Origin of the sequence: Roseateles cavernae, from assembly GCF_040187885.1 — a bacterium.
GTDB lineage: Bacteria > Pseudomonadota > Gammaproteobacteria > Burkholderiales > Burkholderiaceae_C > Roseateles_E > Roseateles_E cavernae.
Window position 1 is genome coordinate 141726 of record NZ_JBDPLH010000005.1, and the last position, 14029, is coordinate 155754.

The 14029-nt window shown below is 68.1% G+C and carries 12 protein-coding genes; 7 read left to right on the forward strand and 5 right to left on the reverse strand.

Annotation, left to right across the window (positions count from 1 at the left end; genetic code table 11):
• Positions 1-2: 2 nt before the first annotated feature.
• Positions 3-1094, forward strand: a complete 1092-nt coding sequence (gene hemH / locus ABGI63_RS15660; RefSeq protein WP_349743308.1) for a ferrochelatase — start codon at positions 3-5, stop codon at positions 1092-1094.
• Here the strand turns inward: hemH and ABGI63_RS15665 are convergent.
• The 4 genes from ABGI63_RS15665 to ABGI63_RS15680 form a co-directional block, all read right to left on the reverse strand.
• The gene (locus ABGI63_RS15665) at positions 1047-3821 is read right to left on the reverse strand and encodes a PEP-CTERM sorting domain-containing protein (RefSeq protein ID WP_349743309.1); all 2775 of its coding nucleotides are present in this window, start codon (positions 3819-3821) and stop codon (positions 1047-1049) included. The two genes, hemH and ABGI63_RS15665, sit on opposite strands and share 48 nt — an antisense overlap.
• A 100-nt stretch (positions 3822-3921) precedes the next feature.
• Positions 3922-5409 (reverse strand): tripartite tricarboxylate transporter permease, encoded by a 1488-nt coding sequence (locus ABGI63_RS15670; RefSeq protein ID WP_349743310.1) that lies wholly within the window; start codon positions 5407-5409, stop codon positions 3922-3924.
• 9 nt (positions 5410-5418) lie between these two features.
• On the reverse strand, positions 5419-5934 hold the full coding sequence (locus ABGI63_RS15675; protein WP_349743311.1) for a tripartite tricarboxylate transporter TctB family protein: 516 nt from the start codon (positions 5932-5934) through the stop codon (positions 5419-5421).
• A 68-nt stretch (positions 5935-6002) separates the two neighbouring features.
• Positions 6003-6962 (reverse strand): Bug family tripartite tricarboxylate transporter substrate binding protein, encoded by a 960-nt coding sequence (locus tag ABGI63_RS15680; protein ID WP_349743312.1) that lies wholly within the window; start codon positions 6960-6962, stop codon positions 6003-6005.
• 104 nt (positions 6963-7066) lie between these two features.
• On the opposite strand from ABGI63_RS15680, the gene ABGI63_RS15685 reads away from it, so the two are divergent.
• From ABGI63_RS15685 to dnaJ, 6 genes are all read left to right on the forward strand, one after another.
• Complete coding sequence (locus tag ABGI63_RS15685) at positions 7067-7741, forward strand: response regulator transcription factor (RefSeq protein ID WP_262969527.1); 675 nt, start codon at positions 7067-7069, stop codon at positions 7739-7741.
• Complete coding sequence (locus ABGI63_RS15690; RefSeq protein ID WP_262969528.1) at positions 7738-9150, forward strand: sensor histidine kinase; 1413 nt, start codon at positions 7738-7740, stop codon at positions 9148-9150. Before ABGI63_RS15685 ends, ABGI63_RS15690 begins: the two co-directional genes overlap by 4 nt.
• Positions 9151-9179: 29 nt before the next feature.
• Positions 9180-9611 (forward strand): RNA-binding S4 domain-containing protein, encoded by a 432-nt coding sequence (locus tag ABGI63_RS15695; RefSeq protein WP_349743313.1) that lies wholly within the window; start codon positions 9180-9182, stop codon positions 9609-9611.
• 90 nt (positions 9612-9701) lie between these two features.
• On the forward strand, positions 9702-10217 hold the full coding sequence (gene grpE, locus ABGI63_RS15700; protein ID WP_137941793.1) for a nucleotide exchange factor GrpE: 516 nt from the start codon (positions 9702-9704) through the stop codon (positions 10215-10217).
• A gap of 126 nt (positions 10218-10343) precedes the next feature.
• Positions 10344-12302: a molecular chaperone DnaK gene (dnaK, locus tag ABGI63_RS15705; RefSeq protein ID WP_349743314.1), complete on the forward strand. Its 1959-nt coding sequence runs from the start codon at positions 10344-10346 to the stop codon at positions 12300-12302.
• Positions 12303-12414: 112 nt separating this feature from the next.
• Entirely contained in the window at positions 12415-13557 is a 1143-nt protein-coding gene (gene dnaJ / locus ABGI63_RS15710) for a molecular chaperone DnaJ (protein WP_349743315.1), read from the forward strand.
• Here the strand turns inward: dnaJ and ABGI63_RS15715 are convergent.
• Positions 13558-14029: SPL family radical SAM protein (locus ABGI63_RS15715; RefSeq protein WP_432767426.1), on the reverse strand; the 472-nt coding region annotated here is incomplete at its 5' end.

The following is a 14029-nucleotide window of genomic DNA, read 5'->3' on the forward strand; positions in this document are numbered from 1 at the left end:
CCATGCCCTATCGAGCCGAAGCGAGCTTCAGCCATGGCAGCGCGGCCAAGACCGCGCTGCTGTTCTGCAATCTGGGCACCCCCGATGCTCCCACCGCAGCGGCCACGCGGCGCTATCTCGCGCAGTTCCTCAGCGATCCGCGCGTGGTCGAGATCCCCAAGCTGGTCTGGCAGCTGATACTGCACGGCATCATCCTGCGGGTGCGCCCGGCCAAGTCGGCGGCCAAGTACGCCACCGTCTGGATGCCCGAGGGCTCGCCGCTGAAGGTCTGGACAGAGCGCCAGGCCAAGCTGCTGCAGGGCTATCTCGGCGAGCGCGGCCACAGCATCAGCGTTCGCTACGCGATGCGCTACGGCACGCCGGCGATCGCCGATGTACTCAGCGAACTGCGCAGCGAGGGCGTGAGCCGCGTGCTGGTGCTGCCGGCCTACCCGCAGTATTGCGCGGCGACCACGGCCAGCGTGATCGACGATGTGGCGCGCTGGTCGCTGCAGACCCGCCATCTGCCCGAGCTGCGCTTCATCAATCGCTACCACGACGACCCCGGCTATATCCAGGCCCTGGCCGCCAGCGTCAAAGCCCATTGGGCCGCCAACGGCCGACCCGAACTGCTGATGATGAGCTTTCACGGCATGCCGGCCCGCACCCTGGCCCTGGGCGACCCTTACCACTGCGAATGCCTGAAGACCGGCCGCCTGCTGGCCGAGGCGCTGGGCCTGAGCCAGGAGCAGTACCTGGTCACCTTCCAGAGCCGTTTCGGCAAGGCCCGGTGGCTGGAGCCCTATACCGAGCCGACCCTGAAGGCGCGCGCTGCGGCCGGGCTCAAGAAGGTGGACCTGATCTGCCCCGGTTTCAGCGCCGATTGCCTGGAGACGCTGGAAGAAATCGCCCAGGAGGCAAGGGATGCCTTCCTGAGCGCCGGCGGCCGCGACTTCGCCTACATCCCCTGCCTCAACGACAGCCCGGCCGGCATGTCCATGCTGGCCGATCTGGCCGAGCGGCATCTGCAAGGCTGGCCGACCCGGCGGCCGGCCGACGCCGACGTGCTAGCCCGGCAGCGCGAGGCCGCGCTGGCGGCGGGTGCCAAGGACTAGGCCCAGCAACCCCAGCAGCAGCATGGCCCAGGTCTGCGGCTCGGGCACCGGCTGTGCGCTGAAGGCGGCTCCGTCGGCCGCGCTGAAGCTGAAGTTGCTGATCACATAGGCATCGGCCCGGGCGCTGAACTGCACGCCCGCAAAGCTCTGATCAGCCAGCGCCACCATGCCGCCGGCGCCATCGCTGCGGCCGAGGAAGGTGTCGATGTCGAAGCGGCCGCTGCTCTGGAAGGCGGCGGGATTGGTCGCGCCGAGGAAGCGGAATTCGACCGCCATCGCACCCAGCGCCACCGCGCCGCCGAACACCACCACATCGGTCAGGTAGCCGCCCGCGCCGTCATCCTCGACCTCGAGAATCATGCGGCTGCCGGACATCGCGCTGAAGTCGCCGTTCAGTTTCAGCGTGCCCGGCGAGTTGCCGGGGCAGAAGATGCCGTGGTTGACGACATTGCCGCTGATGCTGCCGGTGCCGCACAGAAAGCCCTTGCTGCCGATCACGATGTCCTGGGCCGTCAGCGTGCTGTCGATCAGCACCATGGTGGCGGTGCCGCCGTCGGCATCACCGGTGGCGGTCTTGTTTCGCCCCACCCCGACCCAGCCGGCCGTGACGCTGGAGCCCTCAGAGACGATCAAGGTGCCATCGCTGCCGGCGAAGCGGCCGAGATAGAGGTTGCCACCCGCATTGTCCAGCTCGCTGGCGCCGCGCATGCGCATGAAGCCGCTGCCCTCGCGGCCTATGGTCACGGCACCCAGGCCGGGCTGCGCCTCGACAACAATGCGGGAAGCGCCCGCCAGGGCCAGACTGCCCTCGCCGCCGGGGAAGGCCCCGCTGCCGCCCAGACTCAGACCCGCGCCGGCGCTGCCCATATTGCTCAGCGTCACCAGGCTGCCCTTGTCGACCGAGGCCACGCCGATGCCGGCGCCGGTGCCAACGGTCAGAAAGCCGCCGGACAGATTGCCGGCGGTCTGCTGTCCCGACAGCAGCAATTGCCCGCCATCGAGCTTCAGTACACCGACCCCGCCGCTGCGCCCCACGCTCAGCCCGATCGCGCTGACCAGGGCCTGGTTGTTGATGCTCAGCTGGCCGCTGCTCTGCGGGCCGATGCCGACGCCGATGAAAGTGTCCGTGCCGCTCAGCCGGATCTCCGAGCCGGCGCCGCTGACCGTGGCGATGCCGTGGCCGCCCGGCGTGTTGTCGTTGAAGCCGCCGATGATCAGCGAGGTGCTGCGCCGGTCGGCCGGGGTCGAGACCGCCCCGCCCTGCAGCAGCAGCTTGCCGCCATCGCTGATATTCAGGGTGCCGCTGCCGTCGCGCCCCACCCGCATCACCGGATTCGGCGCCTCGCCCGGCCCTCCGCCGGGCAGCACCGAGATCGATTCCATCAGTAGCACCGAGCCCGACCCGTGGATGTTCAGCGTGCCGGCCGAATTGGCATCGCGACCCAGATTCAGGCTCAGGCCCGGCAGGCCCTGCGCGGCCAGTAGATGGATGCGGCCGCCCGCCCCCACCGTGACCTGGCCATAGCCGCCGTTGCGGCCGATGTCCAGGCTGGCGAGCGCCGCCGAGCCATTGGCGGCCGCCGAGGCCTTGCCGTTGACCAGCAGCTCAGAGCCTGCCCCCTGGACGCTCAACTGGCCCAGCGCCCCATCACGGCCGACACCGACATAGAACATGCCGCTGGCCCGGCCGCCCGCCTCAATGACAAGGTTGCCGCTGCCGGAAGCGCCGCTGCGGCCGATGTTCAGCACGCCCGCATCGCCGGTGAACAGGATGTTGGAGCCGGCGCCGCTGACGATCATGTCGCTGCGCCCACCGCCGGTGCTCAGCCCGACCGAGTTGTACAGGCCGTCGCGCCCTTCGATCAGCAGCTGGCCGCCGTTGCGGATGGCCACCGAGGCCCAGGAGTTGCGATGCGTGCCCAGCGCGAAGAAGCCCCCGGTGTTCTCCAGGGTGCCGCCGCTGATGCGCCAGACCGAGCCGGTGCCGTCGATCAGCGCGTCGGCAAAACTGCGCTCGCTGCCCAGCGGGCTGCTGCCGCCCGGCCCCACGCCCAGCGTGGCGCTGTCGGTCAGCAGCGATGCACCGTCCAGCACCTTGACCGTGCCGCTGCTGCTGGCGCCCGGCGTGCCGAAGGTGAAGCCGTCGATCGGCGGACGGAACACCGCCAGCCCACCGACGATGAAGCCGCGCAGGAAGGAGGCCGAGGAGCCGGCCCCGGTGACCGTGAAGCGGCCGGTGGAGCCGGCGGCATTGCCGATGAAACTGTTGCAGTAGTGGTTCGCACCCAGGCAGGCGGCGGCGTTGGCACGACCGTCCAGCACGGCACCGCCGGAGATGGTCATCGCGCCCAGGCCCCAGGCGCCGACCTCGAAGCGGTTGAGCACGCTGTCGGAAAAGCCGTCGCCGGTCAGCTCGATGCGGCTGCCTGCTCCGTCCAGATAGGCCCAGCCGCTGCCGTCCCCGTTGCCGCCAGGGCCTAGCAGCAGACTGCCGGTGCGCAGCAGGCTGCCACCGCCGACATCGAGGCGGCCGTAGGCACTGCTGCCCACATAAAGCCCGTTATTGCCCAGATCCGTGTCACCGGGGCCTATAGGCAGATTGAGCGGGCCGGTGGAGACGGTTCCGAGGGTCGTGATGTCGGCCCGAAGCGGCGCCTGCGCCCCCAGGACCAAGAGGGCTGCGACCGCCAGGGGCCGCAGGGTGGAGGGAACACGGCAATGCTGCATGACCGGACCTCAGGCGCCGTGAAGCGACGCTCACGGCAGCCGAGTATCCGCTCGGCCGGCCACAATGCATCCCTCAATCGTTCGAGGCCTGAAGCCGGAATCAGGGACGGCGACTCCAGCGCAGCAGCCGCGGCAGCACCAGGATCAGGGCCACCAGGATCAGCAGACCCAGCGACATCGGCCGCTCCCAGAACACGCTCCAGCTGCCACCGCCGATCGACACCGCATTGCGCATCTGCGCCTCGGCCAGCGGGCCCAGAATCATGCCCACCACGACCGGCGCGGTCGGGAAGTCGAAGCGCCGCATCACCACGCCCAGCAGGCCGATGGCCAGCATCAGGTAGAGGTCAAACGCGCTCTGGCGCATGCCGTAGACGCCCACCGTCGCGAAGATCAGGATGCCGGCATAGAGCTGGGGTTTGGGAATCTTCAGCAGCTTCACCCACAGTCCCACCATCGGCAGGTTCAGCACCAGCAGCATCACATTGCCGATGTAGAGCGAGGCGATCAAGGCCCAGACCAGGGTGGACGAGGTCTGGAACAGCTGCGGGCCGGCCTGGATGCCGTAGTTCTGCAGCGCCGACAGCAGGATGGCGGCGGTCACCGAGGTCGGAATGCCCAGCGTCAGCAGCGGCACCAGGGTGGCGGTCACGGCCGAGTTGTTGGCCGCCTCCGGGCCGGCCACGCCTTCGATCGCGCCGCTCGTGCCGAACTCGTCCTTGTGCTTGGAGAGCTTGCGCTCGGTCGCATAGCTCAGAAAGGTCGGGATCTCCGAGCCGCCGGCCGGGATGGTGCCGAAGGGGAAGCCGATGAAGGTGCCGCGCAGCCAGGCCGGCCAGGAGCGGCGCCATTCGGTCTTGGTCATGTGCACCGAGCTCATCTTGTTGAGCTCCTGGGTGCTGCGGCCTTCATACAGCGCGTTGTAGAGCGTCTCGCCGACCGCGAACAGGCCCACCGCGACCAGCACCACCTCGATGCCGTCCATGAACTCGGGGATGCCCATGGTGTAGCGCACCTGGGCGGTGATCTGGTCCAGCCCGATCAGGCCCATGGCCAGGCCGATGAAGAGCGCCGTCATGCCGCGCAAGGTGCTCTTGCCCAGCACCGCGCTGACGGTGGTGAAGGCCAAGAGCATCAGGCAGAAATACTCCGGCGGGCCGAGCTGCACGGCGAAGTCGGCCAGCACCGGCGCGAACAGCGTGACCAGCACGGTGGCGATGGTGCCCGCGACGAAGGAGCCGATCGCGGCGGTCGCCAGCGCAGCGCCGGCGCGGCCGCTCTTGGCCATCTTGAAGCCTTCCAGCGCCGTCACCATCGTGCCGGTCTCGCCCGGGGTGTTCAGCAGGATGGAGGTGGTCGAGCCGCCATACATCGCGCCGTAATAGATGCCGGCGAAGAAGATCATCGAGGCCGTCGGCTCGACCTGCGAGGTGATCGGCAGCAGCATCGCCACCGTCACCGCCGGGCCCAGGCCCGGCAGCACGCCGATGGCCGTGCCCAGCGCGCAGCCGACAAAAGCCCACAGCAGATTGATCGGTGTGCCGGCGGTCGCGAAGCCGCCCAGCAGGTTGTTCCAGAGATCGAGCATGGTCTCTCCTCAGAGCCAGCCGCTGGCCGTCAGGCCGGGCAGATTGATGGCCAGCAGCTTGGTGAAGAGCCAGAACACCGGCGCGGCGATCAGCATGCCGGTCACGCCATCGACCAGGATCTGGCGCGCACCGCCGCCGGCCTTGCCCTCGGACATGCGCATGCCGCGCACCGCCAGCATGAAGCACAGCGTGCAGGCCAGGATGAAGCCCAGGCTGGTGATCAGGCTGGCATTGGCGATCACGCCGGCCACCACCCAGGCGGCCGCGCGCCAGTCGCCGCGCGCGGCACCCGAGGGCTCGTCCATCTGGCGGTAGCCACCGCTTTGGGCCTCCCAGATCAGCCAGGCGCCGCAGATCAGCAGCACGACCGCGACCACCCAGGGCAAGGCGTTCGGGCCGACGCCCGCATAGCCGGCGTCCGAGGAGATGAAGGTCGCGCCATAGGCCATCACGGCACCGACCAGCAAGGCGCCGATGCCGACCAGGCTTTGATGCAGGGACTTGTGTTGGACTGAGTCAGCCATCGGCCACTCCATATGAAACGGGGGCCGGCCGCAGGCAGCCAGCCCCTCGCAGACAGCGGTCAGACCGCTCAGATCATGCCGGACTTGACCATGGTGGCGCGCAGGCTGGCGAACTCACGGTCGACGAAATCCTCGAACTCCTTGCCGGCCATCACGGCGGGCGTCCAGCCGTTCTTCTCCAGCGCCTCGGCCCAGGCCTTGCTCTTGGTGGCCTTGATGACCATATCGGTCAGGGCCTTGCGCTGCTCGGGCGTGATGCCCGGGGGCGCATAGACGCCGCGCCAGTTGCCGATCTCGACGTTGTAGCCCATCTCCTTGAGGGTCGGGATGTCCAGGCCCTTGAGCCGGGTGGCCGAGGTCACCGCGATCGCGCGCATCTTGCCGCTCTCGATGTACTGCTGGAATTCGCTGTAGCCGCTGCCGCCCACCGTGACATTGCCGCCCAGGATGGCGGCCGTGGCCTCGCCACCGCCACGGAAGGGCACATAGTTGATCTTGGCCGCATCGACGCCGGCCTCGCGCGCCAGCATGGCCGCCGCGATGTGCTCGGTGGCGCCGCGCGAACCGCCGCCCCACTTGACGCTGGCCGGGTCCTTCTTCATCTGCTCGACCACGTCCTTCATGGTCTTCAGCGGCGAGCTGGCCGGCAGCACGAACACGTTGTACTCGCTGGTCAGGCGCGCGATCGGTGTCGCCTGGCTCAGGCTGACCGGCGGCTTGCCGGTGATCAGGCCGCCCAGCATCACCGCGCCCATCACCATCAGCGAGTTCGGATCGCCCTTGCTGGCGTTGACGAACTGGGCCAGGCCGATGGCGCCGGCCGCGCCGCCCTTGTTCTCGAAGGTGACCGAGGAGGCCACGCCGGCATCCTGCAAGGCCTTGCCCAGCGCACGGCCGGTGCTGTCCCAGCCGCCACCCGGGTTGGCCGGCACCATGATCTTCAGGTTGGCGCTGGCGCGGGCCGACAGCGGCAGCGCGCCGGCGGCGGCCAGGGCGGCCAGGGACTTCAGAAAGACGTCACGACGCATGGTCTTGTCTCCTATTGTGGTTTGAGTGAACAGTGGCGATCCTCGCTGTCAAGGCTGTCAGTCCGCTGTCGCGGGACCTAGGGAAAATGCTAGGCTCGCGCCCCATGAAACTGCTTCTGGTAGAGGACGACCCGGCGATGCAGCTGAGCCTGACGCGCAGCTTCGAGCGCCGCGGCCTGCAGGTGCAGGCGGTCGGCGACGGGCTCAAGGCGCTGGAGCGCTGGGCACAATGGCGGCCCGATGTCGTGGTGCTGGACCTCAGCCTGCCGGGGCTGGACGGGCTGGACGTGCTGGCCCGCGCGCGTGCCGACGGACAGAAGACCCCGGTGCTGATACTGACCGCCCGCGGCACGGTCGGCGACCGCATCCTCGGCCTGAACGTCGGCGCCGACGACTACCTGCCCAAGCCCTTCGATCTGGACGAGCTGATGGCCCGCATCCAGGCGCTGGGCCGGCGCAGCGGGGTCAGTCCGGCGCCGCAGCGCCAGACCGCCTTCTGCGGCATGCAGCTGGACGGGGACAGCGGCGCGGTCTATTTCGAGGACCAGGTGCTGGAGCTGACGCCGCGCGAGAGCGCGCTGCTGCGCGCGCTGCTGGCACGGCCGGGCCATGCGATCGCCAAGGAGCGGCTGTTCGAGCTGGTCTTCCCGGGTGAGCTGGACGTGCAGCTGGAGGCCATCGAGGTGGTGGCCTACCGGCTGCGCAAGCGCATCGCCCATACCGGCGCGCAGCTGGTGACGCTGCGCGGCCTGGGCTATCTGCTGAAGGCCGGCGCATGAGACGGCCCCACCGGCCCTCTTCGCTGCGGCGGCGCCTGACCCTGGGCATTCTGCTGCCGGTGGTCGCGCTGATCGCCTTCAACAGCTGGAGCCTGTACCAGCAGGCCTTGCGCGCCGCCGACACCGCCTACGACCGCACCCTGCTGGCCTCGGCCAAATCGATCGGCGAGCTGCTGGAAGTCACCTCGGACGGCAGCCGCGCCCAGCTGCGCGCCACCGTGCTGTATTCGGCGCTGGAGCCCTTCGAGGCCGACAACCGCAGCCGCATCTTCTACCGCGTCAGCGGCTTCGACGGCGAGATGGTGTCCGGCTTCGAGGACCTGCCGGCCTGGCACGGCAAGCTGCCGGCCAAGAGTCCTTACGCAGCGCTCGTCTCCTTCTACGACGACCACTATCGCGGCGAGCCGATCCGCGTCGCGGTGCTGCTGCAGCCGGTGGCCGGCATCGCCGGCCAGGGCATGGCGACCATCCAGGTGGCCGAGACGCTGGAGCTGCGCCACACCCTGGCCCAGCAGATCCTGACCGAGACCCTGTGGCGCCAGGCCCTGCTGGTGCTGGTGATCGTGATCGTCGTCGTGCTGGTGGTGCAGCGCGCCACGCTGCCGGTGCGGCGGCTCTCGGCCCAGCTGCGCGAGCGCACCGAGGGCGATCTGTCGCCGGTCGATGCGCCCGACGCGCCGCGCGAATGGCAGCCGCTGGTCGATGCGACCAACCAGGTGGTGGCGCGGCTGAAGGCCTTGCTGGAGCACCAGAAGCGCTTTGTGCGCGACGCCTCGCACCAGTTGAAGACCCCGCTGGCGGTGCTGAAGACCCAGGTGCAGAGCGCCCGCCAGGGCGATGTCGAGCCGCTGCAGGCGCTGGCCGAGATCGACACCACGGTGGCGCGCGCCACCCAGGTCGCCAACCAGATGCTGGCGCTGGCCAAGGTCGAGCAGCTGCGCCACCAGGTCGAGGCCATGCCGGTGCAGGACTGGGCCGAGGTGACGCGGGCGGTGGCGCTGGATGTGGCGCCGCTGATCGCCGAGCAGCAGCTGGACTTCGATATCGAGACCCAGGCCGCGCCGATACGCAGCCATGAGTGGGCCCTGCGCGAGCTGACCCGCAACCTGATCCACAACGCCATCCACCACACGCCGGTCGGCGGGCGCCTGCATATCCGGCTGCTGGTCGACGCCCGGGTCGCGGTGCTGACCGTGGCCGATTCGGGCCCCGGGCTGAGCGCGGCCCAGCAGACCCAGCTGTTCCTGCCCTTTGCGGCCGGCGATCCGCGCAAGGGCTCGGGCCTGGGGCTGGCGATCTGCCATGAGATCGTGCAGTCGCTGGCCGGCAGCATCGAGCTGAACAACCGGCTCGATGGGCAGGAAGTCAGCGGCCTGGATGCCCGTGTGCGGCTGCCGCTGGCCGGCTGAGCGGCGCCGCGGCTGGATAAAATCGCACGATGAGACAACAGGAACAGGCCGCTGCCGGCCTGCGTTTGGACAAATGGCTGTGGGCGGCGCGCTTTTTCAAGACCCGCGCGCTGGCGGTCGAGGAGATCGGCAAGGGCCGGGTCCAGATCAATGGCCAGGCCGCCAAGGCCTCGCGCGAGCTGAAGCTGGGTGACCGCGTGCGGCTGCGCCAGGGCGTGGTCGAGCGCGAGGTCTGGGTGCGCGGGCTCAGCCACATCCGCGGCCCGGCGCCGCAGGCCCAGGCCCTCTATGAAGAAACACCGGAAAGCCTGCTGCTGCGCGAGCGCGCGACCGAGGCGCGCCGGCTCGCGCCGGAGCCGGCCCAGACCATTGCCCAGGGCCGGCCGACCAAGCTGGACCGGCGCCGTCTGGCTGACTGGGACCGCTGGTCGGCCACGGCCGAGGACCCCGATCTGGACTGATTCGGGTTTCTCCGGGCATCCCGGCGACAATCCCCCTCTTGAAATCCAGGACAAAGCGCCCATTTGGGCGCGATTGCTTCTCTTGCCACCATGACTACCGACAACGCCCCCACCCCCCAAGAAGTCCCGGTCGAGCAGGCCGAGGCCCCCAGCCCCGAGGCCAAGCTGGCCGAACTGGAAGCCCGTCTGGCCGAGATGTCGGACGCCTATCTGCGCGCCAAGGCCGAGGTCGAGAACATCCGCCGCCGCTCGGAAGACGAGATGGCCAAGGCGCGCAAGTTCGCCGTCGAAGGCTTTGCCGAAGCCATGCTGCCGGTGATGGACAGCATGGAAGCGGCCATCGCAATGCCCGAGGCCAAGGTCGAGACCGTGCTCGAAGGCGTGCACGCCACCCGCCGCCAGCTGGCCGCCGCGCTGGAGCGCAACAAGGTCATCGAGATCAATCCGGCCCCCGGCAGCAAGTTCGATCCGCACCAGCACCAGGCCATCTCGATGGTGCCGGCCGAGCAGGAAGCCAACACGGTCGTGATGGTGCTGCAAAAAGGCTATTCGATTGCCGAGCGCGTGCTGCGCCCGGCGCTGATCACGGTCGCAGCGCCCAAGTAATTCACAAGCCGCTGCCCTTGAAAAGCAGCGACTTATCCACATTTTGATTTAGTCAGTTGGTGACAGAGCTACTCGCTCCGCTCGGGCGGTCTGTCACTCAAAAACACAAGCTTCAGGAGTTAAAAAATGGGAAAGATCATCGGTATTGACCTGGGCACCACGAACTCGTGCGTCTCGGTCATGGAAGGCAACACGACGCGTGTGATCGAGAACGCCGAAGGCGCCCGCACCACGCCGTCCATCATTGCCTACCAGGAAGATGGCGAGATCCTGGTCGGTGCCTCGGCCAAGCGCCAGGCCGTCACCAACCCGAAGAACACCATCTATGCGGTGAAGCGCCTGATCGGCCGCAAGTTCACCGAGAAGGAAGTGCAGAAGGACATCGACTTGATGCCCTACACCATCGCGGCCGCCGACAACGGCGACGCCTGGGTGGAAGTGCGCGGCAAGAAGCTGGCGCCGCCCCAGGTCTCGGCCGAGATCCTGCGCAAGATGAAGAAGACCGCCGAGGACTATCTCGGCGAGGAAGTGACCGAGGCCGTGATCACGGTGCCGGCCTACTTCAACGACGCTCAGCGCCAGGCCACCAAGGACGCCGGCCGCATCGCCGGTCTGGACGTCAAGCGCATCATCAACGAGCCCACTGCGGCGGCCCTGGCCTTCGGCCTGGACAAGCATGGCAAGGGCGACCGCAAGATCGCCGTCTATGACCTGGGCGGTGGCACCTTCGACGTCTCCATCATCGAGATCGCCGATGTCGACGGCGAGATGCAGTTCGAGGTGCTGTCCACCAACGGCGACACCTTCCTGGGCGGCGAGGACTTCGACCAGCGCATCATCGACTACATCGTCACCGAGTTCAAAAAGGAACAGGGCGTCGATCTGACCAAGGACGTGCTGGCCCTGCAGCGCCTGAAGGAAGCCGCCGAGAAGGCCAAGATCGAGCTGTCGAACTCCTCGCAGACCGATGTCAACCTGCCCTACATCACGGCCGATGCGTCGGGCCCGAAGCACCTGAACATCAAGCTGACCCGCGCCAAGCTGGAGTCGCTGGTGGAAGAGCTGATCGAGCGCACGATCGCCCCCTGCCGCACCGCGATCAAGGATGCCGGCGTGGCCGTGTCCGCCATCGACGATGTGATCCTGGTCGGCGGCATGACCCGCATGCCCAAGGTGCAGGAGAAGGTCAAGGAGTTCTTCGGCAAGGAGCCGCGCAAGGACGTCAACCCCGATGAGGCCGTGGCCGTCGGTGCCGCGATCCAGGGCCAGGTGCTGGGCGGCGAGCGCAAGGACGTGCTGCTGCTGGACGTGACGCCGCTGAGCCTGGGCATCGAGACCCTGGGCGGCGTGATGACCAAGATGATCGCGAAGAACACGACCATCCCGACCAAGTTCAGCCAGACCTTCTCGACCGCCGACGACAACCAGCCGGCCGTGACCATCAAGGTGTTCCAGGGCGAGCGCGAGCTGGCCTCGGGCAACAAGAGCCTGGGCGAGTTCAATCTGGAAGGCATCCCGCCGGCACCGCGCGGCACGCCGCAGATCGAGGTCAGCTTCGACATCGATGCCAACGGCATCCTGCATGTCGGCGCCAAGGACAAGGGTACCGGCAAGGAAAACAAGATCACCATCAAGGCGAACTCGGGCCTGTCGGAAGCCGAGATCGAAAAGATGGTCAAGGACGCCGAGGCCAACGCGGTCGAGGACAAGAAGAAGGTCGAGCTGGTGCAGGCCAAGAACCAGGCCGATGGCATGGTGCACAGCGTGCAGAAGTCGCTGGCCGAGCATGGTGACAAGCTCGACGCCGCCGACAAGGAGAAGATCGAGGCTGCGATCAAGGACGTTGAAGAAGCCATCAAGGGCGACGACAAGGCCGCGATCGAAGCCAAGACCGAGACCCTGATGACGGCCAGCCAGAAGCTCGGCGAAAAGATGTACGCCGATGCCCAGGGCGCCGAAGCGGCGGCCGCCGCCGCGAACGGTGCGGCCGAGCAGCCGCAGGCCGCTCAAGCCTCGGCGTCCAAGCCGGCGGCTGACGACAATGTGGTCGACGCCGAGTTCAAGGAAGTCAAGGACAGCAAGTAAGTCCAGCAGGGTGCGCCGGACCAGGGTCCGGCGCTGTCGCCGCGCCGCAGCCTCAAAAGCGCGTCGCGGCGCTGTTGTTTAAGCAATGTGATTTTTGGCCCGGAACCCGCCCATGGCAAAGCGCGACTATTACGAAATCCTCGGTGTGGCCAAGAGCGCCACCGACGATGAGATCAAGAAGGCCTACCGCAAGCTGGCCATGAAGCACCATCCCGACCGCAATCAGGGCGAGGGTGCGAAGAAGGCCGAGGAGCAGTTCAAGGAGGCCAAGGAAGCCTACGAGATGCTGTCGGACGCGCAAAAGCGCGCGGCCTATGACCAGTACGGCCACGCCGGTGTCGACCCCAACCGCGGCGGCGGCCCCGGTGCGGAAGGCTTCGGCGGTTTCGCCGAGGCCTTTGGCGACATCTTCGGCGACATCTTCGGCGGCCAGCAGGGTGGCGGCCGGCGTGCGGGCGGCGGCCAGCAGGTCTATCGCGGCAGCGATCTGTCCTACGCGATGGAGATCACGCTGGAAGAGGCCGCGCGCGGCAAGGAAACCCAGATCCGCATCCCCAGCTGGGAAGGCTGCGAGACCTGCAGCGGCTCCGGCGCCAAGCCCGGCACCAGCGCCAAGAGCTGCGGCTCCTGCAATGGCTCGGGCACGGTGCATATGCGCCAGGGCTTCTTCAGCATCCAGCAGACCTGCCCGCATTGCCACGGCACCGGCAAGATCATTCCCGACCCCTGCACGGCCTGCAACGGCCAGGGCAAGGTCAAGAAGAGCAAGACGCTCGAGGTCAAGATCCCGGCCGGCATCAACGAGGGCATGCGCATCCGCTCGGCCGGCAATGGCGAGCCGGGCGTCAATGGCGGGCCGGCCGGCGATCTCTATATCGAGATCCGCATCAAGCAGCACGAGATCTTCGAGCGCGACGGCGACGATCTGCATTGCACGATGCCGGTGGCGATCACGACGGCGGCGCTGGGTGGCAGCATTGAGGTGCCGACCCTGGGCGGCAAGGCCGAGATCGAGCTGCCCGAGGGCACGCAACATGGCAAGACCTTCCGCCTGCGCGGCAAGGGCATCAAGGGCGTGCGCTCCAGCTACCCGGGCGATCTGTACTGCCACATCAGCCTGGAGACACCGGTCAAGCTGACCGAGCACCAGCGCAAGCTGCTCAAGGAGCTGGACAAGAGCCTGCGCGATGGCGGCGAGCGCCACTCGCCCAATGCCAAGAGCTGGACCGACCGGGTCAAGGACCTGTTCAAGTAATCAGAACAGCGTCTGCTGAGCTTGCGTCTGGCCGTCCACGGGCGGCCGGAACTGGCTCAGATCCACGACGCGGCGCTCGCGTCCCAGGCCCAGGCGTTCGCAGGCCTTGCGCAGGCGCTGCTGCATCAGCTGGGCCCACAGGCCTTCGCCGGTCATGCGGGTACCGAAGCGGGCGTCGTTGTCGCGTCCGCCGCGCATGTCGTGCAGCCGCGCCATCACGCGCGCGGCGCGCTCCGGGAAATGGCGCTGCAGCCATTCCTGGAACAGCGGATTGACCTCCCAGGGCAGGCGCAGCGGGATGCTGAAGGCGCTGCTCGCGCCGGCCTCAGCGGCGGCTTCCAGAATGCGTTCCAGCTCCGGTTCATTCAGAAAAGGGATCAGCGGCGAGACGCTGACCCCGACCGGTACGCCCGCCTCAGCCAGGGCCTTGATCGTGCGCAAGCGCCGCTGCGGTGCGGCGGCGGGCGGCGCC